A 26,322-nucleotide genomic window follows, 5' to 3' on the forward strand; every position below is an offset into this window, starting at 1 on the left:
AAGGCGGTTTTTTTACAGGCATTAGCACCGTGTCAGGGAATAACAACGGCGGAGAAGCTGGCGGTGGCGTTAGGCGTAACTGTCGTATTGGTAAGAACACAGCTGCCGGTACCCGCAGCAGAACCACTAATGGAATATCCAGCAGGCAAGCCACCTTGCAGATTCGTGCCGATTGCCGTGCATCCCGCTGCGTCAGCAGTGACTGCGTAACTTGCAGTTGTGCTGCCCCGAACACTTCGGGTTGCATAGTTAATAGACGATGCTGAAGACAACGCACCTGCAACACCTTGCGTGGCTGCCGTCGCAGCATCACCCTTCAAATCCACAAACTTAGGCAATGCCACGGCGGCCAGCACGCCCAAAATCACAATGACCATCACCAATTCAATCAGCGTAAAGCCGCGTTGTACTTGTTTCATGTTGTCCGCCTTTCGTTTGAAAAATCTTGCAGCGCTACCGGTTGGCAGGGCCCCCAACGTCATCTCGATCGTTGCATGACGAATTAATTCTATTGCAATGAACTATTGTTGTGCATGAAGTTTGCGGCCTAAGTGTGTGAGCTAACTCACCATTTCCGCGTTTTTGTTCCGTTTGCAGGCACGGGCTGTCTCTCAGTCAACGGCCTGCCCCATCCACACATAGGGCTGCTGGGCGGTGATCTGCAGAGGCCCGTTGAGGGATCCCACGCGGAACCACATGGCCCCCACGCCCTCGGGGGACTGTAGCCAGGCGGCCTCGGTAGGGCGGTAGCCAATGCAGCTGCACTCGGGGTCAAACACCCAACTGCCGCCCGGCAGAGCAGCCAACGCGTCTGGACTGGCCAGTCCCGCGTAATTGGGGGGCAGTTGCTGCAGCGCAGCAAAAGGATTGCGTTGTGCTTGCACCACAAGTGCTCTCTTTGCACGGGTGCTGGCCACGGCTTCTTCCAGGTGCGCCACCACCATCGCGGTGCGCAAGGCTCCCAGGGTGCTTTTGATCTGTGCCAGCTCGGCTTGCCCGCGCACCTCGCGCGCTTGGTGGGCAAACACCACGCCCAAAATAATCACCAGCGCCACCATCACCCCCCATTCGGTGAGGCGCGTACTCCACACCGGCGACGGCTGGGCAGCGGGGCGCAGCGCCGCCACGGCCTAGCCGCCGCCTCGGCCCATGGCGGCCTGGCCCATGTTCCACAAAGGCAGAAAAACGCCCAACGCGAGCAAGAGCACCAGCACCCCGATCACGGCCAGCAGAATCGGCTCAATCGAGGCCGATAGGCCTTTGATGCTGTAGTCGGTGTCGCGCTCGTACATGGCAGCAATCTCGAACAGCAGGTTGTCCAGCTCGCCGGTTTCTTCGCCCACATTAATCATCTGCAGCACCACAGGGGTGAACACGCCCGTGGCTGCCGCGCAGCGCGAGATGCTTTCGCCGCGTTCGATGCCATCGCGCATTTGCTCGATGCGGCTGCCAATAAAAGCGTTGTCCACCGTTTGTGCCACCACGGTGAGGGCCTGCACCAGCGGCACACCGCTTTGGCTAGAGAGCGCAAAGCTGCGCGCAAAACGCGCCAGCGTGGCCTTCAAAATGATGTCGCCCACGATGGGCAGCTTGAGCTTGCGGGAGTCCCAGCGGTAACGCCCCTCGGGCGTACGCAGGTAGGCGCGCACGCCCACTACCGAGCCCGCCACCAGCACCAACAACATCGGCCACCAGGCAATCATCCAGCCAGAGAAGGCCAGCAGCCCGCGCGTGATCAGTGGCAGCTGGGTATTGAAACCGGCAAACACCTTGGCGAACACCGGGATCACAAAAATGTTCAGGATCACGATGGCAACCACCATGGCAATCATCACAAACAGGGGATAACGCATGGCCTGCTTGATGCGCTCACGCACATCGCGTTCAAACTCCATGTGCTCAGTCAGGCGCAAGAACACCTCGGTCAGCCGCCCGGTCATCTCGCCGACACGGATCATGGAAATGTAAAACCCGCCAAACAAGTCGCTATGGCGCGCCAGTGCGGCAGACAGCTCGCGCCCCTGGTCCAGGCTGGCACGGATGTCCTTGAGCATGTCCACCATGGCGGGTTTGGTGGCCGAGGCTTCCAGCCCGGCAAAGGCACGCAGGATGGGCACGCCCGCCTTGTTCAAGGTGTACATCTGGCGCGAGAAGATCAGCAGGTCCTCCACCACCACAGGTTTGCGGTTGAGCCAGGCCAGTACCGAACCGCTGGACTTCTCCTCTTTGACCTCGGCCAGCGCAATGTGCACGGGGGAGACACCGATGGACAGCAGCTGATCCGCCACGCCGCCCTCGGTCAAGGCTTCGAGCTGGCCGTTGACGGCCTCGCCCCGGTTGTTGCGGCCGCGCCAGGAATAAACGGCCATGCTCAGGCGCCCTGGGGCTCTTCGTCATCGTCCGCATCAAAACCGATGCGCAAGGCCTCGGCCAGCGATGTGCGGCCCTGGCGCACCAGCTCCAGCGCATGGTGGGCCATGGTGTGGCCCTTCATGCGGTCGCGTGCCGTGCGCATGAAGCTGGCGGGATCGGAATGCGAGGCCGCGTGTGTGAGCACGGCGTCCATCTCCAGCAATTCATACACACCCTGGCGTCCGGCGTAACCCGTGCCGTTGCAAGACGAGCAACCCAAACCGCGCTTGGGGGTGAGCGTGGTCCCGGGCTCCAACATCGAGTCCAGCCAAGACTGCTCTTGGGGTGTGGGCGCGTGCGGTGCCGAACACTCGGGACAATTCATGCGCACCAAACGCTGGGCAATCACGGCCTGCAGGCTGGTGGCCACCATGAAAGGAGGCACCCCCATGTCGAGCAAGCGGAATGGGGTGCTGATGGCATCACGCGTGTGCAAGGTGGACAACACCAAGTGCCCGGTGATGGCGGCGCGCAGGCCAATCTCGGCCGTCTCGGCATCGCGCATTTCGCCCACCAAAATCACGTCCGGGTCTTGGCGCAAACAGGCGCGCAGCACGCGGGCAAAGGTCAGCTCAATCTTGTCATTCACCTGCACCTGGGTGATGGCGGGCAGGCGGTATTCCACCGGGTCTTCCACAGTGATGACCTTGAGCTCGGCGGCGTTGATTTCAGCCAGCGCCGCATACAGCGTGGTGGTTTTGCCCGAGCCGGTGGGGCCGGTGACCAGCACCATGCCGGAGGTGCGCGCCAGCACTTCCCGAAAACGCTTGAGCATCTCGGCGGGCATGCCAATGCTGTCCAGTCGGCGCATGCCGGCGCCTTGGTTTAGCAAACGCATAACCGCCGACTCGCCATAAGTAGTTGGCAGCGTGGAGAGCCGCACATCGATGGTGTTGTCCTTCAGGCGCACGCTGAAACGGCCGTCCTGGGGCAGGCGTTTTTCTGAGATATCCAACCCCGCCATGAGTTTCAGGCGCTGGGCCAGGGCACCGCCAATGCGTTTATCGGCCTGCGTCTGGGTCTGCAGCACCCCGTCCACGCGCACGCGGATTTGCAAAAACCCCTCTTGCGGCTCGATATGCACGTCCGACGCGCCGACCTGCATGGCGTCTTCAAACAGCGACTGCAGCAGGCGCACCACGGGTGCGCCTTCAATGCCTACCGTGGCGGTCAGCTCGCCAAAGTCCACCGCGTCGCCCAGGTCTTTTTCCAGGGCGCGGGCCAGTCCGCTGATCTCTTCAGTGCGGCGGTACAGGCGGTCAAACGCCAGCGCCAACTGACTCTCGGGCACCGCAGCGATGCCAATGTTGCGCTTGAGCAGGCGGGTCAGCTCGTCGTAGGCAAACAGGTCCAGCGGGTCGCCCAGCGCCACCAAGAGGCTATCGCCCTTGTCTTCCAGCACCAGTGCGCGAAAACGCCGTGCTGCGCTTTCGGGCAACAGTTTGGTAACTTCCGCACGAAACGGAAAGGTCTTGAGGTTGACGAAGGGGATGCGCAGCTGGCGTGCTAGGCCATTGGCCAGCAGCTCTTCGGTGATGACACCGGTCTCGATCAGCAGGCGCCCCACCTTTTTGCCGGTGGTGCGCTGCAACTCCAGGGTTTGCTGCAGTTGCTCTTGGGAAATCAGGCGCTGCTGGACCAGCACGTCACCCAGCCGCAGTTTCTCAGGGCGGCCCGGTGGCGGAGGCGGGGACGGGCGAGTCCCGTCGGGCGCACCGGGCGCTGCCGTTGCCATGTTCATGCGCTATTCCTTTTGCGGTTTGCAAAAATAATAGCATGCAAGGCACGTCAGGTGGCGTTACGCGCGCCTGGCAAGGGTGTTGGTGCAGGCGCTGCAGCCGGATTCAGGGTGTTGCCCTCCACCGTCACCCGGGCGCCCACGGCCACCGGGCTGCTCTGCTCTAGGCGGCGCAAGGAGCCGTCTTCCATGCGCACGCCCACCTGGTAGACGGTTTCTTTCTTCATGTTCTTCTCCACCGCGTTCCCGGCGATACCACCGCCAAAAATGCCGGCAATGGTGGCCAGAGTCTTGCCATCCCCGCCACCCACTTGGTTGCCCAACAACCCACCCAGCACGGCGCCCACGGCGGCGCCCGCACCACTGGGGGCAGCCTCGCGCTGGACCGGCGTCACGGTTTCTACGGTGCCACAGCTGGCGCACACCACTTTGGGGGCGGGCAGGGGCGCCGCAGCCACGGGCTCCCAGGACTGGTCGCGGCCAGGCAGGCTGTCTACCACTGCCGGTTCCACAGCAGTCGTTGTTTTTGCTACTGTTTTAGGAGCTGCTTGCGCATATTTCACGGGGGGTTTGGCTACTTTTTGCACCTTTTCTGGTGCTGGAGTAATCGGTTTGGCTGGTGCCGCTTGCACCACGGGCAACTCGGGCACAGGCAAAACCGCAGCCACCGTGGCGGCGGGGGTCAGCGGTGTGGCGGGCGCCACCTCGTCCGCACTGCGGTGGTTAACCTGCACCAGTGCGGCCCCCAGGGCCAGCGTGGTGACGCCCAAGGCGCCGACCGAGGCCCACAAGAAACGGTTGGTAGACGAAACGGCGGCCGGCACGGTACCGGGCATAGACATGGCACTGCTCATAGATCACTCCTTTGGCAAGGGACGGAATCGCCCTTTCACACCTTGGTCGCCTTACAACGACCAGGGCAGGCCAAAGGTACACAGCGCAGGGCTCGCCAAGGTGTCTGATTTGTAACGCTGGGTAAAGCAGCGCCCAGCCGGACCCCAGGCCCGGCGACGGTTTACAAATTAGGCGCCAGCAGGCGCTCCAGCTCGGCCTGGTTCAGGTTGCGGCGCTGGGCCAGGTCCTGCACCTGGTCGTCGCTGATCTTGCCAACGTTGAAGTAGGTCGCGTCCGGGTGCCCGATGTAGAAGCCGCTCACGCTGGCCGCCGGCGTCATCGCCAAGCTTTCAGTCACCGCCATGCCAATTTCTGCGCACTGCAGCAGGTCAAACATGTCTTTTTTGACACTGTGGTCGGGGCAGGCCGGGTAGCCAGGCGCGGGGCGGATGCCCTTGTACTGCTCGGCAATCAGGGCCTCGTTGCTCAGCGCCTCGTCGGCCGCGTAGCCCCACAGGTCGGTGCGCACGCGGTGGTGCAGGGCCTCGGCAAAGGCTTCGGCCAGGCGGTCGGCAATCGACTTGAGCATGATGGCGGAGTAGTCGTCCAGGTCGTCCAGGAAGTACTTTTCCTTCTTGTCCACGCCAATGCCTGCGGTCACTGCGAACAGACCCGCGTAGTCGGCCTTCACCCCCTTGGGTGCCACAAAGTCGGCCAGACAGCGGCTGGGGCGCATCACGCCGTCGATCTCCTGCTTCTCGGTCTGCTGGCGCAGGCCGTACCAGGTCATGGCGACCTCGCTGCGGCTCTCGTCGGTATAGAACTCGATGTCATCGTCGTTCACCGTGTTGGCCGGGTACAGCGCCACCACCGCGTTGGCGGTCAGCCAACGGCCCTCGATCAGGCGCTTGAGCATGCGCTGGCCATCGGCGTAGACGCGCACGGCCTCGGTGCCCACCACCTCGTCCTTCAGGATGGCGGGGAACGGTCCTGCCAAGTCCCAGGTCTGGAAGAACGGGCCCCAGTCGATGTATTTGGCCAGCTCGCCCAGGTCAAAGTTCTTGAAAACACGGCGACCAATGAACTTCGGCACCGTGGGTTGGTGGGCGGCCCAGTCGATCGGCGTCTTGTTGGCGCGTGCCTTGGCCAGGGGCCACATCGGTGTCTGCTTCTTGTTGGCGTGCTGGTGGCGCACCTTGTCGTAGTCGGTGTTGAGTTCGTCGATGTACTTGGCCGCCTGCTCGCTCAGCAGGCTCTGCGCCACGCTCACGCTGCGTGAGGCATCGGGCACGTAGACCACAGGGCCTTCGTAATGCGGCGAGATCTTCACCGCGGTGTGCACGCGGCTGCAGGTAGCGCCGCCGATGAGCAGCGGAATCTTTTTGATGCGGAAGTAGTCGTCCTTCTGCATCTCACCCGCCACATACTGCATCTCTTCCAGGCTGGGTGTGATCAGACCCGACAGGCCGATGATGTCCGCGCCTTCGATCTTGGCGCGCGCCAGAATCTCGTGGCAGGGCACCATCACGCCCATATTGACCACGTCAAAGTTGTTGCACTGCAGAACCACGGTGACGATGTTCTTGCCGATGTCGTGCACGTCGCCTTTGACCGTGGCAATCACGATCTTGCCCTTGGCCTTGGCTTCGCCACCGGCCTCCACCATGGCCAGCTTCTCGGCCTCGATGTAGGGCAGCAGATGCGCCACGGCGCTTTTCATCACGCGTGCGCTTTTCACCACCTGGGGCAGGAACATCTTGCCCTGGCCGAACAAGTCGCCCACCACATTCATGCCGTCCATCAGCGGGCCTTCGATCACATGCAGCGGGCGGCCACCCTTGGCCAGCACGTCTTGGTAGGCCTCTTCGGTGTCCTGGGTGATGAAATCGGTGATGCCATGCACCAGCGCATGGCTGAGACGCGCGCCTACCGACGCGGGCGCCTCGGGCGTGCCGCGCCACTCCAGCTTCTTGCTTTCGTCCTTGGCACCGCTTTTGGCGGTTTCGGCAATCTCCACCAGGCGCTCGCCGGCGTCGGGGCGGCGGTTCAGCACCACGTCTTCCACGCGCTCGCGCAGCACGGGCTCCAGGTCGTCGTACACACCCACCATGCCGGCGTTCACGATGCCCATGTCCATGCCCGCCTGGATGGCGTGGTACAGGAACACGGTGTGGATGGCCTCACGCACCGGGTCGTTGCCGCGGAAGCTGAACGACACGTTGCTCACACCACCGCTCACCTTGGCACCCGGCAGGTTGTCCTTGATCCAGCGCGTGGCGTTGATAAAGTCCACCGCATAGTTGTTGTGCTCTTCAATGCCGGTGGCGATGGCGAAGATGTTGGGGTCGAAGATGATGTCCTCCGCAGGAAAGTCCACCTCATCCACCAGGATGCGGTAGGCGCGTTCGCAAATCTCCACCTTGCGCTCGTAGGTGTCAGCCTGACCTTTTTCGTCAAATGCCATGACCACGGCGGCCGCGCCGTACCGGCGCAGCAGCTTGGCCTGGTGCTTGAAGGCGTCCACGCCCTCCTTCATGCTGATGGAGTTCACCACCGCCTTGCCTTGCACGCAGCGCAGGCCAGCCTCGATCACGCTCCACTTGGAGCTGTCGATCATGATGGGCACGCGCGAAATATCGGGCTCAGACGCGATCAGGTTCAGAAAGCGCACCATGGCGGCCTGGCTGTCCAGCATGGCCTCGTCCATGTTGATGTCGATGATCTGCGCGCCGTTTTCCACCTGCTGGCGTGCTACGGCCAAGGCTTCTTCAAACTGACCGTTCAAGATCATGCGGGCAAAGGCTTTGGAACCGGTGACGTTGGTGCGCTCACCCACGTTGACGAACAGGCTGCTGCTGTCGATCAACACCGGCTCCAGGCCGGACAACATCATGGGCGCTACGTTTTTAATAGCTGCTTGCGCAGTATTCGCGGGTGCTTGGGGCATAAAAGACCTCTAATGGTGTGTATGGCGGCCTAGACCGATTCCCAGCGGCCGCTGGCCTGCGAGGCAAACAGCGCGTCGATGATGCGCATGTTCTGGATGGCGTCTTCCACGCCGTACTGCAGGGGGTGCGTGCCGCGGATGGCCAGCGAGAAAGCATCACCCTCCAGGCTGTACTGGTCGCAGGCGGCAAAGGTTTCGGTAACGGCCGAACCACCACCTGGCACCTTGCCGTCGTCCACAAAAATACGGGTTTCCTGGCCCTGGGGCGCGTTGAACGGAATTTCGATTTCCACGCGCTTCTCGGTGCCAATGGCCTGCACGCGCTGGTAGGGCGTGCTCTGCATGGAAACTGTGAAGTCCAGCCGGCGACCATTGCCAAAATCCAGCAGGGCACTGAACCCACGGTCTACGCCAAAGTCGGGGTCCATATCGGCCAATGCCATCACACGCAGCGGCTCGGCCCCAAACAAAAAGCGCCCTGCGACGATGGGGTAACAGCCGATGTCCATCAAGGCGCCGCCGCCTTTGCTCGCATCGTTGCGGATGTTGGCCGCATTGCGGTTGAAGTAGGAGAACCACACCTGCACGGTACGCAAATCCCCCAAGGCGCCACTTTGCACCAGCTCACGCGTGCGCAGCCACTGCGGGTGAAAGCGCACCATGAAGGCTTCCATGATGTGCACTTTGCCTGCCACCTCGCGCAGCTGCGCGGCCTCATTCGCGTTGAGCGCAATCGGCTTCTCGCACAACACATGTTTGCCCGCGCGCGCAGCAGCCAGCGTCATGGGCACATGCAGGTCGTTGGGCAAGGGGTTGTAGATCGCCTCAATGGCGGGGTCAGCCAACAATTCTTCATACGAACCATAGGCCTTGGGAATGCCCAGCTTGCCTGCCGCAGCCTGCGCACTCTCCAGCGAGCGAGACGCAATCGCCTGCACATCACACCACTGGCTGCGCATAAGCGCAGGGGTGACCTTTTCCATACCAATCTTGGCGGTGCTCAGCACGCCCCAGGTGACTTTTTTCATGGCTGTGTTCTCGCTTCAGGCGGCTTCTTTGTAGAAGAAATTGCGCTGCACGTTGCGCGCAGCCACCGGGTTCACCGCATGGGCGATGGCGCCAATGTGGTCGGGTGTGGTGCCGCAGCAGCCGCCCACGATGTTGACCAGGCCCTCTTCGGCGAACTCGCGCACCAGGCGGCTGGTCACGTCGGGCGTTTCGTCAAAGCCGGTGTCGCTCATGGGGTTGGGCAGGCCGGCGTTGGGGTAACAGCTGATGAAGGTGTCGGGCGCCACCTTGTTCAGCTCCTGGATATAGGGACGCATCAGTGCCGCACCCAGCGCGCAGTTCAGGCCAATGGCCAGGGGCTGCGCATGGCGCACACTGTGCCAGAAGGCCGTCACGGTCTGGCCGCTCAAAATGCGGCCCGAAGCGTCGGTCACCGTGCCGCTGATGATGATGGGCAGGCGCTCACCGCTGGCCTCGAAGTACTCATCCACGGCAAACAGCGCAGCCTTGGCGTTCAGCGTATCAAAAATGGTTTCCACCAGGATCACGTCGCTGCCGCCCTCCACCAGCGCCTTGGTCTGGTCGTAGTAGGCGGCGCGCAGCTCTTCAAAGGTCACATTGCGTGCGCCGGGGTCGTTCACATCGGGGCTGATGCTGGCCGTCTTGGGCGTGGGGCCCAGGGCGCCGCAGACAAAGCGGGGCTTGTCGGGCGTGCTGTATTTGTCGCAGGCGGCGCGGGCCAGCTTGGCAGACACCAGGTTCATCTCAACGGCCAGATCGGCCATGTCGTAGTCCGCCTGGGCCACGGTGGTGGCACCAAAGGTGTTGGTCTCGATCATGTCCGCACCGGCGGCCAAGTAGCGTTCGTGGATGTCGCTGATGACATCGGGCCGCGTCAGGCTCAGCAGCTCGTTGTTGCCTTTGACGTCTTTGTGGAAAGCCTTGAAGCGGTCGCCCTGGCTGCCGGGGCCGGTGTAGCCCTCGCCGCGGTACTGGGCCTCGCCCAGCTTGAAGCGCTGGATCATGGTGCCCATGGCGCCGTCCAAAATGGCGATGCGCTGCGCCAGAATGCCTGGCAAGGCTTGTGCACGGGTGTAGGTGATGGGCTTCATTCGGCGGCTCACTGTGTGGATTTAAACAAGTGAGCGCGGTTGGAGTCCCCAAGCCTGACTGGAGGCCTGCCTGCACACGATGAACCGGTGAAGACAGGCGCCAGCTGCAGCGCCCCTTGGGAAGCCGTGATTTTAGTCGACAAGCGCCATCGCTGCTGCTGCACCATCTCGCTTGCACGACAATAGAGCGCACCTCCGTCGGCACAAATATTGGTCTTTTAGTGCCCTAGCCCTTATAGATATTGCGCAAGCAGCTCTTATTTTTATAGCATTCCCGTGCCCCAATTGCAGATCCTCCGCGATGTATTCGGCTACGAGCAGTTCCGTGGCCCCCAAGCGGCCATCGTGGAGCACGTCATTGCCGGTGGTGACGCGCTGGTGCTCATGCCCACAGGCGGGGGCAAATCGCTGTGTTACCAGATCCCTGCCATTGCGCGACAACAGAGCGGGCTGGGCGCCACGCTGGTCATTTCGCCCCTGATTGCGCTGATGCACGACCAGGTGGGTGCGCTGCACGAGGCGGGCGTGAGCGCCGCCTTCCTGAACTCCACGTTGAGTGGCGACGAGGCCTACCAGATCGAGCAACAACTGCTGCGCGGCGAAATCACCATGCTCTACGCCGCGCCCGAGCGGGTCAACAACGCACGCTTTTTAGCGCTGCTGGATTCGCTGTTCGAGCGCGGCAAGCTCAGCCTGTTCGCGATTGACGAAGCGCATTGCGTGAGCCAGTGGGGCCATGACTTTCGACCCGACTACCGCAACCTCACGGTGCTGCACGAGCGCTACCCCGGCATTCCCCGCATTGCGCTCACCGCCACCGCCGACGACCTGACACGCGCCGACATTCTGGAGCGGCTGCAGCTCGAAGACGCGCGCGCCTTTGTCAGCAGCTTTGACCGCCCCAACATTCGTTACACCATCGTCGAGAAGAAAGACTCCACCACCCAGCTGCTGCGGTTCATTGAGCGCGAACACGAGGGAGAGGCCGGCATCGTCTACTGCCAGAGCCGCAAAAAGGTGGAAGACATGGCGCAGACCCTGGTGGATGCCGGCATCAAGGCCCTGCCCTACCATGCGGGCCTGGACGCCAAGCTGCGCCAGACCCATCAGGACCGGTTTTTGCGCGAAGAAGGCATCGTGATGGTGGCCACCATTGCCTTTGGCATGGGCATCGACAAGCCAGATGTGCGTTTTGTAGCCCACCGCGACATGCCTAAGAACATCGAAGGCTACTACCAGGAGACCGGCCGCGCCGGCCGCGATGGCCAGGCCGCCGACGCCTGGATGGCCTATGGCCTGCAAGACGTCGTGAACCAGCGCCGCATGATTGACGAGAGCCCGGCCAGCGAGGAATTCAAACAGGTCATGCGCGGCAAGCTGGATGCTTTGCTGGGCCTGGCCGAGGCCACCGACTGCCGCCGTGTGCGGCTGCTAAGTTACTTTGGCGAAGCCAGCCAGCCCTGTGGCAACTGCGACAACTGCCTGAACCCACCCGCAGTGTGGGACGGCACGGATGCGGCCCGCAAGCTGCTGTCCACCATCTACCGCATTCAGCAAATGAATGGTGTCAGTTTTGGCGCCGGCCACCTGATGGACATCGTACGTGGCAAGACCACGGAAAAAGTCACCCAGTACGGCCACACCAGCCTCAGCACTTTTGGATTGGGCGCCGATTTTTCGGAACTGCAATTGCGCGGCGTGTTGCGCCAGCTGATTGCCATGGGCGCGGTGGCGGTACAAGGGGGGGAGTTCAGCACGCTGCAACTGACGGCCGAATCGCGTGCGGTGCTCAAAGGCGAGGTGCCGGTGATGTTGCGCGAATCGGTCTCGGCCCCGGCCGACCGCAAGAGCCGGCGCAACCCGCGCCTGGGTGCGGTGGTCAAGGCGCCCATCAACCTGGACAGCGAAGGCCTGCTGCGTTATTCGGCCCTCAAGGCCTGGCGGGCCGAGGTGGCCAAAGAGCACAACCTGCCCGCCTATGTGATTTTCCACGACGCCACGCTGGCGGCCATTGCGCAACGTGCGCCCCAGAGCCTGGATGACCTGCAGGGCATCAGCGGCATAGGCGCCAAGAAGCTGGAAGCCTATGCCAGCGATGTGCTGCGGGTGGTGGCGCTGGAGTAGAAACTGCCGCAGCCAGGATAAAACGTCCTGGGTCGACGTCCCAGCGCGGGGGCTCAGTGGCGGTGAAAACCGCTCTCGTAGGCCATGGCAGCGCCCGACATGGTGTTTTGCAGGCGCTGGATGGCGCGCATGTGGCGGGCGGCGCAGGCTGTATCGGCGGCCTTGGCGCGGTGGTGCTGCATCAGTGCCTGGAATTTGGTGCGGCAAGCCTCCAGGGCGCCGGCAAAGTTCAGGGCGATGTAGGCCGAATGGTCTGCATGGGTTTGGCGGAATTCGCCAGACCAGTAGTCAAACAGCTGCCACTTGTAGGTGCCTTTTTCAGGCACTTGAATCGTGTCTCGGTGCATAGTTGCCGCGCTAAGAGGATGAAATAGACGCCGGTGCGGCCCCTGTATGTCCAACGTGGGCTGCGGTTTGGCGTCCGCATGAGCCTTTCACGCACCAAGGGGGGGATTGGTTGACAGCAGGTTCAAATAATTACAAATGGGTTACCAAAACCGTGCATTTGCACCCTGGCACGCGGCTGGGCGGGCCCGCCCGCGCTTGTTTTAGTGCACAAACCCCATGGACCGGCGCTCGCGCACCTCGGGTTTGATTCGGTGTTCCGCCTCCAGCTGCTCCAAAAACTCTTCGGGCCCCAGCACGGTGCCCAGAATGTCGGCCTGGCGCCGCACCGCGGCCACATCGCCCAGGCACAACTGGTCCAACGCCGCCAAACGGCTGGCCCAAGCCGGCGGCAAGCTGTCTTGCCCCGGGCAGGCTTCGGCCAAAAACACCGACTCGCGCTGGGCCGGGCTTAGCGGCAAAAACTCGATCTTGAAGGTGAATCGGCGCAGCGCGGCCGGGTCCAGCCGGTCCATCAGGTTGGTGGTGCAGATAAAAACACCCCGGTAACGCTCCATGCCCTGCAGCATCTCGTTGACCTCGCTCACCTCGTAATTGCGCTGGGCGCCGCGGCGATCCTGCAAAAAGCTATCGGCTTCGTCCAGCAGCAACACCGCCCCTTCGGACTCGGCCTCGCGGAACATGGCGGCCATGGCCTGCTCGGTTTCACCAATGTATTTGCTCAGCAGGTCGCTGGCCTGGCGCACCAGCAGCGGGCGACCCAGCGCCAGGGCCATGTGTTCGGCCAGCGCAGTTTTGCCGCTGCCGGGCGGGCCATAAAAACACAGGGTGCCGTGGCCACGGGTTTTCAGGGCCTGCACCACACGGGCAATGTCGTAGCGACTTTGCAGGTGCAGCAGCTCCAGCCGGTAGGCGCTGAGGGCAGTGGGCGTGGCCAGCACCGGGGCGGCATTGCCCAGTGCCAAATCGGCGTTTTTTAGTTGCCGCTCAATCAGGGCCTCCAGGGCCGGGCCGGCCGTTAAGGTGTCCGCAGTGTCGGTGGCCAGCGTCGCAAAACGGGCGGCGGTGCGAATTTGCGCCGGTGTCAGGCCCTTGCGGCTGCTCAGGCGGGCCACAAAACCTTCGGACACCGGTACTTCTGCCAGGGTCTTGCGCACCAGACTTTCGCGGGCGCCCGGGGGCGGTGACTTGAGCTCCAAGTGGTAGGCAAACCGGCGGCGAAACGCGGGGTCGATCTGCTCGATGCGGTTGGTCACCCACAGCGTGGGCACGGCGTTGGACTCCAGAATTTGGTTCACCCAAGCCTTGCCACTTACGCTGCCGCTGGCGGGTGTGGGCGACGCGTCGGCACGTGCAATCAGGTGCGCCGCCTCGCTGGACAGGGGCGGGAACACATCCTCCACCTCGTCAAACAGCAGTGCCGCCTGGGCACTGCCCTTGAGAAAGACTTGGGCGATTTGCAGCGAACGGTAGCGGTCGCGTCCGCTGAGCGAGTTGCCGTCGCGGTCGGCGTACTCCACCTCAAACAGCTCTAGCCCCGCCTGCTGGGCCACCACCTTGGCGAGTTCGGTCTTGCCGGTGCCGGGCGGGCCGTAAAGCAACACGTTAATCCCAGCTTCCTTGCGGGCCACCGCATTGGCCAGCAGGCTGCACAACACGGCGGCGTCCTCCGCCACAAAACTGAAATCCTGCAGGCCCAGCTGGCTTTTGGTGGACAGGCGGGTGAACACCGCCATCAGCTCGGCCTGGTCGCGGTACTGGCGCATCAGCACTGGGGGCAGCTTCTCGCTGACCTTCATCAGGTCCGCCAGGTCGGTGATGTTGTGTTCGGAGATCAGGTTTTCCACCAGGCCAATACGCTCCAGGCGCGAACCCGCACGCAGCGCCTCGCCCAGCTCCTGCGGGCTCACACCGGCCACTTCGGCAATCGCGGCATACGCCTCGGGGGCGTTGTTGACCTTGAATTCCACCAGAATGCTGCGCATGTCGCGCTGGTACCGGGCCAGCGTGCCGTAAAGCAGCAGCGCGCGTTCGGCCTTGTTGAGCTGCAACAGGCCGGCCAGGGCGTTGATGTTTTTTTCTACCAGCGTGGACTGCTTTTTGAGTGCATGGCGCAACCACTCGCCGGTGACCGAGAGCACCGAAATCAGGTCTTTGGGCTGGTCTTTGGCGTATTCGTCCAGAAAGAAGAACAGGGTGGCTTCGTCGTAGGGGCCACACCACACACCGTAACGTGCCAAAAACTCGGTCGCCTCCAGCGCCTCATGGCCCCGCCAAAGCTCGTTGCCTTGGCAGCGGCGCGCCAGAAACTCGCGCAAGCGGCCCAGCACCGACACGGGCCAGACCAGATGCCGCCCGGCCAGGCCCACCACGCCATTGAAATCGCGGCGCACATTGAAGTTGGCCCCCTGGCGCGCAGCCAGGGTGAGCACAAAGTGGGAGCACATCAGGTCCAGCACCGGCGCCTCTTGCAGGCCCGGTGAGGGAATGAGATGCCCACCCAGAGGATGGAACAGCGTACGCTTGACCATTCAAACGCCTCCAGCACAGTGACGTGCTGAAATGACGATAGCGCAGTCTGGGCCAAGATGGAAGACATGGGCCCAGATTTCCATACCGGCGCGCCCAAGTGATCAAGTGACGGCCCAATCGCGGGTGGTGTGGGTAAAATTCGCGTTTTCCAATCGAAGAACCCAAGGATTCCGCCATGTCCGCACCTGACAACCACACCGACCACCATGCCGCAGACCCCGTGGACGACGTGGTGCCTTTGATGCCCATCGTGTTGCCTATCGTGGGCGGCGTGCTGATGTTCCTGCTGGCATTTATTGCAGTGTCCATGGCCTAAACCCCACCCGTCCGCACGCCCAGCCCTGCACCGGGGCGAGCATCCATTGCGGACGTGGTCGCGTCTGGCGCCACGGCGCGTCGGACGTCTGTATCTGGCCCCTGCCGCGCTGCAGGCTGCCGCTTTCTCCCCCTCTCCTATTTTTTGTCATGGCCCGGCCCATGTGCTGCGGCCCTGCGACGCACACAGCCCCATCATTCCGCATTACAACAAACAATGGTGTTTTGAGCATTTAGTGATGTTATTTATGCATAGTTATTCGATGTAATCGCTTCGTAACTTCGGTACCAGTTCTTAGAATTCGGGAGAAGCGCTTCAGTGGGCGTGCGCATCGCACTCCTTCCTGAGCCGTCTTCTCAAAGCTGCAGGCTGCTGGCCCCGTCGACCCTGGTTTTGAAAAGACGATTTTCAAACTTAGGAGCTTTTCATGAACTCACCGGTAATGCAGGGGTTGAACCTCAACACCCCCAGCTACGTTAAGAACGCCCGCCTAATCGCATGGGTCGCCGACATGGTGGCCCTGTGCAAACCCAATGATGTGGTCTGGTGCGATGGCTCCGAAGAGGAATACCAGCGTCTCTGCCAGCAACTGGTGGACGCCGGCACCTTCAAAAAGCTCAATCCTGCCAAGCGCCCCAACAGCTTTTTGGCCTGCTCCGACCCCAGCGATGTGGCCCGTGTGGAAGACCGCACCTACATCTGCTCCGAGAAAAAAGAAAACGCCGGCCCCACCAACAACTGGATGGCCCCCGCCGAGATGCGCACGCTGCTGCAAACCGGCAAAGCGGGCGAAAAAGCCCTGTTCGACGGCTGCATGAAAGGCCGCACCATGTACGTGGTGCCCTTCTCCATGGGCCCGCTGGGTTCGCACATTGCGCACATTGGCATCGAGCTGTCGGACAGTGCGTACGTGGCGGTGAACCAGCGCATCATGACGCGTATGGGCAAAGCCGTGTACGACGTGTTGGGTGTGGACGGCGCCTTTGTGCCCTGCGTGCACACCGTCGGGGCGCCGTTAGAGGCGGGCCAGGCCGATGTGAAATGGCCGTGCAGCAAAACCAAATACATCGTGCATTACCCCGAGACGCGCGAAATCTGGAGCTACGGCTCGGGTTACGGCGGCAACGCGCTGCTGGGCAAGAAGTGTTTTGCGCTGCGTATCGCCTCCAACATGGGCCGCGACCAAGGCTGGCTGGCCGAACACATGCTCATCTTGGGCGTGACAAATCCCGAAGGCAAGAAGTACCACGTGGCAGCCGCTTTCCCCAGCGCCTGTGGCAAGACCAACTTCTCCATGCTGGTGCCACCCACCGGTTTTGAAGGCTGGAAAGTCACCACGATTGGTGACGACATCGCCTGGATCAAGCCCGGCACCGACGGCAAGCTTTACGCCATCAACCCCGAAGCGGGTTATTTTGGCGTGGCGCCCGGCACCAACTTCCACACCAACCCCAACTGCATGGCCAGCCTGGACAAAAACGTGATCTTCACGAACGTCGCGCTGACCGATGATGGCGACGTGTGGTGGGAAGGCATGGAAAAAGACACCGGCGGCCTGCCCGCGCACCTGATTGACTGGCAAGGCAAGGACTGGACGCCCGCGATTGCCAAGGAAACCGGCGCCAAGGCCGCCCACCCCAACGCCCGCTTCACCGTGGCCGCCGGCAACAACCCCGCACTGGACGCCCAGTGGGACGACGCGAATGGCGTGCCGATTGACGCGTTCATCTTCGGCGGCCGCCGTTCCACCACCGTGCCGCTGGTGACCGAGGCGCGCAACTGGACCGAAGGCGTCTACATGGCCGCCACGATGGGCTCGGAGACGACTGCCGCTGCGACCGGCCAGGCTGGTGTGGTGCGCCGAGACCCCTTCGCCATGCTGCCCTTCATGGGCTACAACATGAGCGACTACTTCCAGCACTGGCTCAACATCGGAGCCAAGCTGGCCACGTCCGACGCCAAACAACCCAAGATTTTCACCACCAACTGGTTCCGCAAAGGTGAAGACGGCAAGTTCGTCTGGCCCGGCTACGGCGAAAACATGCGTGTGTTGAAGTGGATGATTGACCGCCTGGAAGGCAAGGCCACCGGCACCGAGACCGGTTTTGGCGTGGCACCGCAGTATTCCGAGATCAACTGGACCGGCCTGGACTTCAGCCAAGCCCAGTTTGATTCCGTAACCAGCCTGAACAAGGACGACTGGAAGGCAGAATTTGCCTTGCACACCGAGCTGTTCACCCAGCTGGCCTACCATTTGCCGAAGGAACTCGAAGAGACCCAAGCCCAACTGGCGCAGCGTTTGGCGGCCTGAGGGCATTCCAAGATCTGGCCCGGCGCATCCCGCCGAGGCTGGGCGTCGGATGGCACACCACCGATATGCCGCCGACACAATGCAAAAAGCCACCGAACCGGTGGCTTTTTTTTGCCCGTCTGAGGGGCTAACCTGCGCGATCCGCGGTTTAGGCTTCGTTGCGGCTGCGCATCACAGCGTGTTGCAGTTCGGCCATGATGCGGGGGTCGCGGTGGGCGTATTCCCACATTTTTTCTTCCATGCGGCGCTCTTGGGCAGCGTGCACCCAACCCATGATCACGGCAGATGCGGCAGCCGACATTTTGCGCAGGGGAGGTGCCAACAAGGCCAGGGCAGCAAAGGCCACGGTCCACAAAGCAACCCAACCCACCAACAAGTGGCCGTCCACCCAGGTATCGATCACCTGGTCTGCCACCACCAACAGGGCGGACAACACAGCAGCGAGCAACATGCCCGCCAGGGTGCGCGAACCCTCCGCCTTGGGGGCCGACAACACGGCGGGGGCAGAGGCGAAATACGAGGAAGAGAGTACTGTGGTCATGGTCAACTCCTTAAAAAGGTTGAAGCTCACTGGGTTAAATCTTTGAAGTGAGTGAATCATAGGGTTTTCCCTTATGCGATTCAACTTTTGGTTGGTGATGTTTGGTATTCACCATAGTTATGATTCACCATGGCCACCCCAGCACTCAACCTGCGCACCTTTGACCTGAACCTGCTCAAGGTGTTTGACACCGTGATGGCCGAGCGCAGCCTGACCAAGGCCGCCGAACAGCTGGCGCTGACCCAGCCTGCGGTCAGCAACGCCCTGCGCCGCCTGCGCGATGCGCTGGGTGACGAGCTGCTGGTGCGCAAGGGCCGCAGCCTGGAGCCCACGCCGCGTGGCCAGGAACTCTGGCCCGCCGTGCGCGAAACCCTGCAAAAACTGCAGGCCTCGCTGGCGCCCAGCGTGTTTGACCCTGCCACCGCCACCAACACCTTTGTGCTGACCATGGCCGACGCCACAGCGGCCGAACTCATGCCGCCGCTGGTGGAGGTGCTGGCGCGTGACGCACCCGGTGTCTCGCTGCGTGTGGTGCCTCTCACCACGCGCGACCCGCGCCGCGTGCTCGACGAGGGTGCGGCCGACCTGGCCATTGGCCACTTCCCGGCCGTGCTGACCGATCTGACCGCACGCGCCCAAGCTGGCGCGGGCGAGTCGTTTCGCCACCACCGGCTGTTTGTGGGTGACTATGTGTGTGTGATGCGCAAGGACCACGCGATGACCAAGGGCAAGTTCACACTGGACCGCTTTTGCGAGGCCAGCCACATGCTGGTCAGTTTTTCCGGCCGCGCCTTTGGCTTTATTGACGAGTCGCTGGTCAGCCTCAAGCGCACGCGGCGCGTGGTGTTGACCGTGAACCAGTTCTTCACTGCCGGGCGTGTGGTGGTGCACTCGGACCTGCTGACCGTCTTGCCACGCCACTTTGTGCACGTAACCGGTTACGCCGACCAGTTGGTAATACGCGAGTTGCCTTTTAGCGTGCCCCCCATCCAGGTGGACGCGCTGTGGCACCAGCGCCTGGACGCTGCAGCCCCGCACGCCTGGCTGCGCCAGCAAATTGCCCTGCTGGGTGACCGCCTGTTTTCCGCATGAAAATCCAGCTGTTGTCCGACCTCCACCTGGAGGCCCACCCGCACTTTGCCCCCACGCCCACGCCGGCCGCCGACCTGCTGGTGCTGGCCGGCGATGTGGGCTCGTACCAAACCGGCTCGCAGCTGACGGACGAGGACTTTGGCCTGGGCCGCTTTTCTCCGCTGCAGGGCTGGCCCACACCGGTGGTGTTTGTGCCCGGCAACCATGAGTACGACACGTTTGACTTTGACACCGCCCACGCCCGGCTGCGCGCCACCTGCGAGCGGCTGGGCATTGTCTGGCTGGAACGCGAAACGCTGGTGATACACGGCGTGCGCCTGGTGGGCACCACGCTGTGGACGGACTTTGACGCGCTGGCCATGCATGCCCCTGAAGCCCAGCAGCTCAATGCGCGCGACAAGGCCTACCGTGCCGCCAACTACTACCTGAAGAAGACGCTGACCACGCGCCATGGCGAACCCTGGTTGGCCGAGGGCCTGCGCGCCCAGGCGCTGGAATGCCAAGCCTGGCTGCGTGCCGCGCTGGCCACCCCGTTTGACGGACCGACGGTGGTCATCACCCACTTTGCGCCCAGCCTGCACAGCGCCGACCCGCGGTACGGCCTGGTACCCGGCACGGCAGGCTTTTGCAATGGCCTGGACGAACTGCTGCCCTACGCCCAGCTCTGGCTGCACGGCCACCTGCACGCGCCCAGCGACTACCGCGTGGGCCACTGCCGCGTGGTGGCCAACCCGCTGGGGTATGCGCGCAAAAACGAACAGCTGGGTTATCGGCCCGACTTTTTGATAGAAATAAGCCCCTAGCCCCCGTGGATATTGCGCAAGCAGCTATCTATTTAATAGCAGATCTCCGCCAACCGCCGGTTGTTGCCGCTTGTCAGAGGCCCGGCTCGGGCGCGACGCGCACAAAACTGGCAAAACGGGGCACACCTTTGTCGGTCAACCCGCGGTAGCGGTAAGTCACCCAGCTGCCCACGGGCGGCGGGGCCGCACGCTCAGCATCGCTGAACCCCGTGCCGAGCTTGAAGCGCTGCGCGGGCTGACCCACCTGCGCGGGTAGCTCCAACCACAACGCCCCCATGCGCCCGGCGTGTTTGCCCTGCCCCGGCACATGGGCCAGCACACGGGCTTCGGCGTCGGCATGGGGTTTGAGTTTGCGCAGCGCCTCACTGCGCTGCGGCGTGTAACGCGCGCTGCCTTGGTGCAGCATCAGGCCTTCACCACCGGCGCGCACGGTGTCGTCGAGCAAACGCTGCAGGGCCCGAGCGTCAGGGGCCGGAATTTGCGCCACCGCGTGCACCCAGGGCTGGGCAATCTGCTGCACGGTGGCTTGCAGGGCGGGCAGGCGTTCGTCAAAGGTACCTCCATGGGCCGGCAGGTCAAACACCATGTACCGCACGGCGCGCCAGGCCGCATCGTCGGGGCGCTGGTCGCGCACCGTGGCCACGGCCTGGGCAAACTGCCCGCGCCCGGCCCACAGCTCGCCGTCCATCGGCTGCGCGGGCCAGCCTGCGGTAAACCAGGGCGGCGCGGCAATGGCATGGCCGCCACGTGTGCGCAGTTGTTGGCCATCCCAGTAGCCGCGCACACCGTCATATTTTTCGCTCACCCACACACCGGCCAGTGGCTGGCCGGCGTCGTGCAGCCGGGCCAGCATCAGCGCAGGCGGCAGGGTTTGCGCGTCGCTGCGCCGCGAGGCGGCTCCCAGCGCCAGGCACACCACGCTGACTTTGAGCAGCACCCGGCGCGTGACATTTTTCTGCATGGGCATGCGTGTCTCCTCCCTGTTGTGCGCGGAGTTTGATATACCGCACGCACTTGCGCAATAGCACCACTACACTGGCGTTTTTACCGAGGAGCTCTCCATGAAAATTCTGTTGGCCGTTGACGGCAGTGCGTACAGCAAAAAAATGCTCGCTTACCTGAGCACCCACCCAGCCCTGCTGTCGGCCGACCACGACTACACCGTGTTCACCGCCCAGCCCGATTTGCCGCCACGCGCCAAAGCGGCGGTGGGCAAAGAGGTGGTCAAGAGTTACCAGTCGGAAGAGGCAGAAAAAGTGCTGGCCCCCGTCAGCAAGTTCCTGCTGCGCCACGGCATCAACGCCAAGACCGATTGGAAAATCGGCCATGCCGGCGCCCTGATTGCCAAGACCGCTGACAGCGGCAAGTTCGACCTGCTGGTGATGGGCAGCCACGGCCATGGCGCGCTGGCCAAACTGGTGATGGGCTCCGTCACCACGCAGGTGTTGGCACACTGCGGGGTGCCCGTACTGCTAGTCCGCTAAGGCTACGCGGCCCCCCCTGCGTTGGGTTTACCAGCGCTGGTGCACCAGCGGCTTGGCGTAACGGGCGTACACGTCGGCCAGGGCCTGCATGGTGGCGTCGCTCAGCGGCGGCAAGTCTGCCGCAGCCACGTTGTCGGCCACCTGGGCGGGGTTCTTGCCGCCGGGGATGGTGCAAGTCACGGCCGGGTGCATCTGGATCCAGCGCAGCGCCATTTGCGCCATGCTCTGGCCAGCCGGCACTAGGGGGCGCATGGCCTCCACCGCCCGCAGACCCACGTGGTAGTCCAGCCCCGAAAACGTCTCGCCCTTGTCAAACGCCGCACCTTCGCGGTTGAAACCACGGTGGTCGTCGGCGCCAAAGGTGCTCTGCGCGGTCATCTTGCCGCTGAGCAGCCCGCTGGACAGCGGCAGGCGCGCCAGAATGCCCACGCCGCGTTTTTGCGTTTGTTCAAACAGCAGCTCAGCCGGGCGCTGGCGGAACAGGTTGTAGATGATCTGCACGCTTTGCACGCCGGGGTACTCGATGGCCTTGAGCGCCTCTTCCACCTTCTCCACGCTCACCCCGTAGTGGCGCAGCTTGCCGGCTTGCACCAGGTCGTCCAGCACGCCAAACACCTCCGGCATGTAGAACACCTCGGTGGGTGGGCAGTGCAGCTGCAGCAGGTCGATGGCTTCGGTGTTGAGGTTCTGCAGGCTGCGCTCCACAAACGCGGTCAGGTTGGCGCGCGTGAAGCCTGCGGCCACATGCGGGTCGAGGCGGCGGCCGGCCTTGGTGGCCACGTAAAACGGTTCGCTGCGCTGCTTGCGCAGGCGAGCCAGCAGGCGCTCGCTGCGGCCGTCGCCATACACATCGGCCGTGTCAAAGAAGTTGACGCCCAGGTCCAGCGCGCGGTGCAGCGCGGCCATGGAGTCGGCATCGTCCACGGCGCCCCAGGTGCCGCCAATAGCCCAGGCGCCGAAGCTCACGGTCGAAATGTTCCAGCCAGTGCGGCCGAGGGGACGGTATTGCATGTGTTGCCTTCGTTTAAATTGCTATGGTTTCAGGAGCTGCTTGCGCAACATCCACGGGCGCTAGAGGCCTATTTGATCCCAAACTCTAAGCCCCTGGCTTGCGCCCGGCTTCAAACACCCGCTGCAACACGCAGAACACGAACAGCAGCGCGCCAATCACGATGCGTGTCCACCAGGAGCTTAAGGATCCGTCGAACATGATGAGCGTCTGGATCACGCCCAAGGTCAGTACCCCGAACAAGGTGCCTGCCACGTAACCCACACCACCACTGAGCAGGGTGCCGCCAATCACCACCGCGGCGATGGCGTCCAGCTCCAGCCCCACGGCATGCAGGCCATAACCCGACAGCATGTAGAAGGTGAACACCACGCCGCCCAGCGCCGCGCAGAACCCGCTCAGCGCATACACCGCCACATTGGTGCGCGCCACCGGCAAGCCCATCAGCACGGCCGAATGCTCGGACCCGCCAATGGCATACACCGTGCGGCCAAACTGGGTGCAGTGCGCAAGAAACACCGCAGCCGCCAGGACCAACAAAGCCAGCACCGCACTGATGGACACCATGGGGCCTTCGGGCCACAAATGGATGCGCGTCTGCGCCAGCACGGTATAGGCCTCGTCGGTGATGCTGATGGAGTCGATGCTGATGAGGTAACACAGGCCACGCGCCAGAAACATGCCTGCCAGCGTGACGATGAACGGCTGCAAGCGGAAGCGCTGAATCAGCCAGCCCATGAAGGCGCCAAACAGCGTGCCCATACACAGCACCAGCGGAATCGCCACCATCAGGTCCCAGTGCCAATGCTGCACCAGCTTGGCCAGCACAATCGTGCTGAGCGCCACCACCGAGCCCACCGACAGGTCAATGCCGCCAGACAGGATGACAAAGGTCATGCCCACCGCCACGATGACCAGGAAGGCGTTGTCGATCAGCAGGTTCAGAAACACCTGGGCCGAGAAAAACCCGGTGTACGACACCGAACCAAATACCGACATGGCGGCGAACAACGACACCGTGGCCGCCAAGGGAATAAATTTGCGTTGCAGCTTCATGCGTGGCTCCCTGCGTGGGGGCGCACCACCCAGCCGCGCACAGCGCGGCGGAATTCAGCTGACTGCATCAGCATCACCACGAACACCACCGCAGCCTTGACCACGAGGTTGATTTCCGGCGGCACACCAATGGAATAGATGGTGGAGGTCAGCGTCTGGATGATCAACGCACCAATCATGCTGCCGGCCAGGCTGAAACGCCCACCCGTCAGCAAGGTGCCGCCCAACGTGACCGCCAGAATCGCGTCCAGCTCCAGCAGGTTGCCGGCGTTGTTGCCGTCCGCACTCTTGACGTTGGAGCTGATGATCAGCCCCGCAATGCCCGCCGTGAGGCCGCAAAACGCGTAGACACAAATGCTGATCAGCCGCTCCCGCACACCGGCCACACGGGCCGCAGCGGGGTTGATACCAATGGCCTGGATAAACAGGCCCAGCGCCGTGCGGGTAACGGCCAGGTGCATCAGCAGGTAGACAAAGGCCGCAATAAACAGCGCAAACGGCAGACCCCACAGGTAACCGCTGCCAATGTAGAAATACGGCGGGTAATACACCGTGACGATTTGCCCGTCGGTGAGCAGCTGCGCCACACCCCGGCCCGCCACCATGAGGATCAGCGTGGCGATGATGGGCTGCAAACCGATTTTGGCGACCAGCACGCCGTTCCACAACCCACACGCCAGCGCGGTGAGCAGTGCGCACACAATCGCCAGCCACATGGGAAAACGGCTGATGTGTTGTGCCACACCGTCGGTGATGACCAGTTTGCCGCCCACCATCAGGGCCGCCACGGCCGCGCTGATGGCCACGGTGGCGCCGACCGAGATGTCAATGCCGCGGGTGGCAATCACCAGCGTCATGCCCAGCGACACCAGCATCAGCGGTGCCGCACGGTTCAGGATATCGATGACGCTGCCGTACAGGTGGCCATCGCGCCACTGCAGCATCCAGAAGCCGGGGTTCAGGCTGGCATTGACCATCAGGATCAGCACCAGCGTGACCACGGGCCACAACAAATGGTGCGTTTGCACCCGCGTCAGCAAAGAGGGCGTGTTGGGTGTGCTCATGCCTGCCCCGCAATCATGGCGTAGACCGCATGGTCATTCGTGCCGCCCGGCAGCTCGCCCACTTTGGCGCGGTCGCGCAGCACCACGATGCGGTCGGAGACACGCACCACTTCTTCCATTTCGGAGGAGATGAACAGCACCGCCATCCCCTGTTTGGCCAGAGCCAGTATCTCGTTCATGATTTCCTGCTTGGCGGCAATGTCGATGCCGCGGGTCGGTTCGTCCAATATCAGGAGGCTGGGCTGCGTGGCCAGCCAGCGCGCCAGCACGGCTTTCTGCTGGTTGCCGCCAGACAGTTGACCAATGGGAGTGTCCACATCGGCGGTCTTGATGCCCAAGGCTTTCACATAACCCTCGGCCAGCGTGGTTTGCTGCACCCGGCCAATGGCGGGCCACAGGCCTTGGCGGGCCTGCAGGGCCAGCACAATGTTTTCGCGCACCGAAAGCTCGGCAATGATGCCCTCGGCCTTGCGGTCCTCGGGGCACAGGGCCAGCCCCAGCTGGATGGCAGTGGCCGGAGAATCCATGCGCACGGTTTTGCCACCCAACACAATCTCGCCCGCATCGCTGCGGTCCAGGCCAAACAGCAGGCGCGCCAGCTCGGTACGGCCCGAGCCCAGCAGGCCGCCCAGCCCCACCACTTCGCCGCGGCGGATGCCGAGGTCTACCGCTTTCACATGGCCGCGGCGGTTTAGCGCCTTGGTTTGCAGCCATTCCGGTTCCGCCGCACGGGCCTCGCCATCGGCGGCCTGTGCACTGTGAGCGGCCACCAGCTCGCGGCCCACCATGGCGGCGATCAGGGCGTTATGACCCAGCTCGGCCGCGGGGTACTCACCCACCAGCTCGCCATTGCGCAGCACGGTGATGCGGTCGCACAAGGCATACACCTGGTCCAGAAAGTGGGTGACAAACAAAATCGCCATGCCCTGGTCACGCAGCTGGCGCAACACACCATAGAGGCGCTCCACCTCTTCGTCGTCCAGACTCGATGTGGGCTCGTCCAATATGAGCACCTGGGCCGAGATGCTCAGGCCGCGCGCAATCGCCACCATCTGCTGCACCGCCACCGAGTAGCTGGAGAGCGTCTGGGTGACGTCAATGTCCAGGTTCAGGCGCGCCAGCAGCTCGCGCGCCTCGCGGTGCATCCGGGTCCAGTCGATGGACCACAGGCCTGCCGCTCCTTTGCGCGGGTAGCGGCCGGCAAAAATGTTCTCGGCCACCGACAGGTTGGGGCAGAGATTGACCTCTTGGTAGACAGTGCTGATACCCAGGCGCTGCGCATCCAGCGTGGACGTGGCGCGGATGGACTGGCCGTTCAGGCGCATATCACCCTGGTCGGCTGGGTAGACGCCGGTCAGGACCTTGATGAGCGTGGACTTGCCCGCGCCGTTCTGGCCCATGAGGGCGTGGACTTCGCCAGCAAACAAGCGCAAGTTCACGCCCGAGAGGGCCCGCACGGCGCCGAACTGCTTGGCCACGCCGGAAAGCTCCAGCACGGGCGCAGCGGCATCGCGGGCCGGTGGTGTGTGTGTCATGGTGTCGTGTAAAAAAGGCCTGCAGCGCGAGCCGCAGGCCAAGACCTGGTAACTAAATG

General features: G+C 63.0%; 22 protein-coding genes and 1 riboswitch. Of the genes, 6 read left to right on the forward strand and 16 right to left on the reverse strand.

The genetic code is table 11. From position 1 onward, the window contains the following. Positions 1 to 32 precede the first annotated feature (32 nt). The 8 genes from AC097A_RS16510 to AC097A_RS16545 form a co-directional block, all read right to left on the reverse strand. Entirely contained in the window at positions 33 to 419 is a 387-nt protein-coding gene (locus AC097A_RS16510; protein WP_315494182.1) for a prepilin-type N-terminal cleavage/methylation domain-containing protein, read from the reverse strand. A 192-nt stretch (positions 420 to 611) separates the two neighbouring features. Beyond that, the gene (locus tag AC097A_RS16515; protein ID WP_479621671.1) at positions 612 to 1,127 is read right to left on the reverse strand and encodes a hypothetical protein; all 516 of its coding nucleotides are present in this window, start codon (positions 1,125 to 1,127) and stop codon (positions 612 to 614) included. Between the two features lie 3 nt (positions 1,128 to 1,130). Next, positions 1,131 to 2,369 carry a type II secretion system F family protein gene (locus tag AC097A_RS16520; RefSeq protein WP_479621672.1) on the reverse strand — a complete coding sequence of 413 codons (1,239 nt, stop codon included), beginning with the start codon at positions 2,367 to 2,369 and terminating at the stop codon, positions 1,131 to 1,133. A gap of 2 nt (positions 2,370 to 2,371) precedes the next feature. After that, entirely contained in the window at positions 2,372 to 4,147 is a 1,776-nt protein-coding gene (locus tag AC097A_RS16525) for a GspE/PulE family protein (RefSeq protein WP_479621777.1), read from the reverse strand. A 53-nt stretch (positions 4,148 to 4,200) separates the two neighbouring features. Then, positions 4,201 to 5,004 (reverse strand): outer membrane lipoprotein, encoded by an 804-nt coding sequence (locus AC097A_RS16530; RefSeq protein ID WP_479621673.1) that lies wholly within the window; start codon positions 5,002 to 5,004, stop codon positions 4,201 to 4,203. A 161-nt stretch (positions 5,005 to 5,165) separates the two neighbouring features. After that, positions 5,166 to 7,931 (reverse strand): methionine synthase, encoded by a 2,766-nt coding sequence (metH, locus tag AC097A_RS16535; RefSeq protein WP_479621674.1) that lies wholly within the window; start codon positions 7,929 to 7,931, stop codon positions 5,166 to 5,168. A 29-nt stretch (positions 7,932 to 7,960) separates the two neighbouring features. Then, complete coding sequence (locus tag AC097A_RS16540; RefSeq protein WP_479621675.1) at positions 7,961 to 8,959, reverse strand: Gfo/Idh/MocA family protein; 999 nt, start codon at positions 8,957 to 8,959, stop codon at positions 7,961 to 7,963. Positions 8,960 to 8,974: 15 nt separating this feature from the next. Continuing rightward, the gene (locus AC097A_RS16545; protein ID WP_479621676.1) at positions 8,975 to 10,051 is read right to left on the reverse strand and encodes a homocysteine S-methyltransferase family protein; all 1,077 of its coding nucleotides are present in this window, start codon (positions 10,049 to 10,051) and stop codon (positions 8,975 to 8,977) included. Between the two features lie 24 nt (positions 10,052 to 10,075). Then, positions 10,076 to 10,175: riboswitch (S-adenosyl-L-homocysteine riboswitch) on the reverse strand. A 152-nt stretch (positions 10,176 to 10,327) separates the two neighbouring features. Here AC097A_RS16545 and recQ point away from each other — a divergent pair. Then, a complete protein-coding gene (gene recQ / locus AC097A_RS16550) occupies positions 10,328 to 12,175 on the forward strand; it encodes a DNA helicase RecQ (protein WP_479621677.1) in 1,848 nt (615 codons plus the stop codon). Positions 12,176 to 12,228: 53 nt separating this feature from the next. Here recQ and AC097A_RS16555 read toward each other — a convergent pair whose 3' ends face one another. Both AC097A_RS16555 and AC097A_RS16560 read right to left on the reverse strand, forming a co-directional pair. Further along, positions 12,229 to 12,501, reverse strand: a complete 273-nt coding sequence (locus AC097A_RS16555) for a hypothetical protein (protein WP_479621678.1) — start codon at positions 12,499 to 12,501, stop codon at positions 12,229 to 12,231. 222 nt (positions 12,502 to 12,723) lie between these two features. Next, on the reverse strand, positions 12,724 to 15,051 hold the full coding sequence (locus AC097A_RS16560) for an ATP-binding protein (RefSeq protein WP_479621679.1): 2,328 nt from the start codon (positions 15,049 to 15,051) through the stop codon (positions 12,724 to 12,726). A gap of 176 nt (positions 15,052 to 15,227) precedes the next feature. On the opposite strand from AC097A_RS16560, the gene AC097A_RS16565 reads away from it, so the two are divergent. Next, positions 15,228 to 15,368, forward strand: a complete 141-nt coding sequence (locus tag AC097A_RS16565) for a hypothetical protein (protein WP_201740847.1) — start codon at positions 15,228 to 15,230, stop codon at positions 15,366 to 15,368. 427 nt (positions 15,369 to 15,795) lie between these two features. Beyond that, positions 15,796 to 17,679: a phosphoenolpyruvate carboxykinase (GTP) gene (locus AC097A_RS16570; RefSeq protein ID WP_479621680.1), complete on the forward strand. Its 1,884-nt coding sequence runs from the start codon at positions 15,796 to 15,798 to the stop codon at positions 17,677 to 17,679. A 148-nt stretch (positions 17,680 to 17,827) separates the two neighbouring features. Here AC097A_RS16570 and AC097A_RS16575 read toward each other — a convergent pair whose 3' ends face one another. Then, the gene (locus AC097A_RS16575) at positions 17,828 to 18,220 is read right to left on the reverse strand and encodes a hypothetical protein (RefSeq protein WP_479621681.1); all 393 of its coding nucleotides are present in this window, start codon (positions 18,218 to 18,220) and stop codon (positions 17,828 to 17,830) included. 129 nt (positions 18,221 to 18,349) lie between these two features. On the opposite strand from AC097A_RS16575, the gene AC097A_RS16580 reads away from it, so the two are divergent. Further along, positions 18,350 to 19,312, forward strand: coding sequence for a LysR family transcriptional regulator (locus AC097A_RS16580; RefSeq protein WP_479621682.1), 963 nt, complete (start codon positions 18,350 to 18,352; stop codon positions 19,310 to 19,312). Then, positions 19,309 to 20,115 carry a metallophosphoesterase gene (locus AC097A_RS16585; RefSeq protein WP_479621683.1) on the forward strand — a complete coding sequence of 269 codons (807 nt, stop codon included), beginning with the start codon at positions 19,309 to 19,311 and terminating at the stop codon, positions 20,113 to 20,115. Before AC097A_RS16580 ends, AC097A_RS16585 begins: the two co-directional genes overlap by 4 nt. A 73-nt stretch (positions 20,116 to 20,188) precedes the next feature. Here AC097A_RS16585 and AC097A_RS16590 read toward each other — a convergent pair whose 3' ends face one another. Then, the gene (locus AC097A_RS16590; RefSeq protein WP_479621684.1) at positions 20,189 to 21,082 is read right to left on the reverse strand and encodes a DNA ligase; all 894 of its coding nucleotides are present in this window, start codon (positions 21,080 to 21,082) and stop codon (positions 20,189 to 20,191) included. A 94-nt stretch (positions 21,083 to 21,176) separates the two neighbouring features. Here AC097A_RS16590 and AC097A_RS16595 point away from each other — a divergent pair, with 94 nt between their 5' ends. Then, positions 21,177 to 21,599 (forward strand): universal stress protein, encoded by a 423-nt coding sequence (locus AC097A_RS16595; RefSeq protein WP_105261807.1) that lies wholly within the window; start codon positions 21,177 to 21,179, stop codon positions 21,597 to 21,599. Positions 21,600 to 21,626: 27 nt separating this feature from the next. Here the strand turns inward: AC097A_RS16595 and AC097A_RS16600 are convergent, their stop codons facing one another. The 4 genes from AC097A_RS16600 to AC097A_RS16615 form a co-directional block, all read right to left on the reverse strand. Next, positions 21,627 to 22,610, reverse strand: a complete 984-nt coding sequence (locus AC097A_RS16600; RefSeq protein ID WP_479621685.1) for an aldo/keto reductase — start codon at positions 22,608 to 22,610, stop codon at positions 21,627 to 21,629. 85 nt (positions 22,611 to 22,695) lie between these two features. Next, positions 22,696 to 23,664 (reverse strand): galactofuranose ABC transporter, permease protein YjfF, encoded by a 969-nt coding sequence (gene yjfF, locus AC097A_RS16605; RefSeq protein WP_479621686.1) that lies wholly within the window; start codon positions 23,662 to 23,664, stop codon positions 22,696 to 22,698. Then, a complete protein-coding gene (locus AC097A_RS16610; RefSeq protein ID WP_479621687.1) occupies positions 23,661 to 24,728 on the reverse strand; it encodes an ABC transporter permease in 1,068 nt (355 codons plus the stop codon). Before AC097A_RS16610 ends, yjfF begins: the two co-directional genes overlap by 4 nt. After that, on the reverse strand, positions 24,725 to 26,263 hold the full coding sequence (locus tag AC097A_RS16615; RefSeq protein WP_479621688.1) for a sugar ABC transporter ATP-binding protein: 1,539 nt from the start codon (positions 26,261 to 26,263) through the stop codon (positions 24,725 to 24,727). The genes AC097A_RS16610 and AC097A_RS16615 overlap by 4 nt, the downstream gene beginning before the upstream one ends. Positions 26,264 to 26,322 lie beyond the last annotated feature (59 nt).

Source organism: Rhodoferax sp. XS2R6 (assembly GCF_056521365.1).

Coding starts and splice junctions, on each gene's coding strand:
- AC097A_RS16525 (WP_479621777.1), bottom strand. CDS start 4,147: ATGGCAACGGCAGCGCCCGGTGCGCCCGACGGGACTCGCCCGTCCCCG.
- AC097A_RS16530 (WP_479621673.1), bottom strand. CDS start 5,004: ATGAGCAGTGCCATGTCTATGCCCGGTACCGTGCCGGCCGCCGTTTCG.
- AC097A_RS16565 (WP_201740847.1), top strand. CDS start 15,228: ATGTCCGCACCTGACAACCACACCGACCACCATGCCGCAGACCCCGTG.
- AC097A_RS16590 (WP_479621684.1), bottom strand. CDS start 21,082: ATGCCCATGCAGAAAAATGTCACGCGCCGGGTGCTGCTCAAAGTCAGC.
- AC097A_RS16545 (WP_479621676.1), bottom strand. CDS start 10,051: ATGAAGCCCATCACCTACACCCGTGCACAAGCCTTGCCAGGCATTCTG.
- AC097A_RS16510 (WP_315494182.1), bottom strand. CDS start 419: ATGAAACAAGTACAACGCGGCTTTACGCTGATTGAATTGGTGATGGTC.
- AC097A_RS16540 (WP_479621675.1), bottom strand. CDS start 8,959: ATGAAAAAAGTCACCTGGGGCGTGCTGAGCACCGCCAAGATTGGTATG.
- AC097A_RS16615 (WP_479621688.1), bottom strand. CDS start 26,263: ATGACACACACACCACCGGCCCGCGATGCCGCTGCGCCCGTGCTGGAG.
- yjfF (WP_479621686.1), bottom strand. CDS start 23,664: ATGAAGCTGCAACGCAAATTTATTCCCTTGGCGGCCACGGTGTCGTTG.
- metH (WP_479621674.1), bottom strand. CDS start 7,931: ATGCCCCAAGCACCCGCGAATACTGCGCAAGCAGCTATTAAAAACGTA.
- AC097A_RS16570 (WP_479621680.1), top strand. CDS start 15,796: ATGAACTCACCGGTAATGCAGGGGTTGAACCTCAACACCCCCAGCTAC.
- AC097A_RS16520 (WP_479621672.1), bottom strand. CDS start 2,369: ATGGCCGTTTATTCCTGGCGCGGCCGCAACAACCGGGGCGAGGCCGTC.
- AC097A_RS16580 (WP_479621682.1), top strand. CDS start 18,350: ATGGCCACCCCAGCACTCAACCTGCGCACCTTTGACCTGAACCTGCTC.
- AC097A_RS16595 (WP_105261807.1), top strand. CDS start 21,177: ATGAAAATTCTGTTGGCCGTTGACGGCAGTGCGTACAGCAAAAAAATG.
- AC097A_RS16560 (WP_479621679.1), bottom strand. CDS start 15,051: ATGGTCAAGCGTACGCTGTTCCATCCTCTGGGTGGGCATCTCATTCCC.
- AC097A_RS16585 (WP_479621683.1), top strand. CDS start 19,309: ATGAAAATCCAGCTGTTGTCCGACCTCCACCTGGAGGCCCACCCGCAC.
- AC097A_RS16610 (WP_479621687.1), bottom strand. CDS start 24,728: ATGAGCACACCCAACACGCCCTCTTTGCTGACGCGGGTGCAAACGCAC.
- AC097A_RS16600 (WP_479621685.1), bottom strand. CDS start 22,610: ATGCAATACCGTCCCCTCGGCCGCACTGGCTGGAACATTTCGACCGTG.
- AC097A_RS16575 (WP_479621681.1), bottom strand. CDS start 18,220: ATGACCACAGTACTCTCTTCCTCGTATTTCGCCTCTGCCCCCGCCGTG.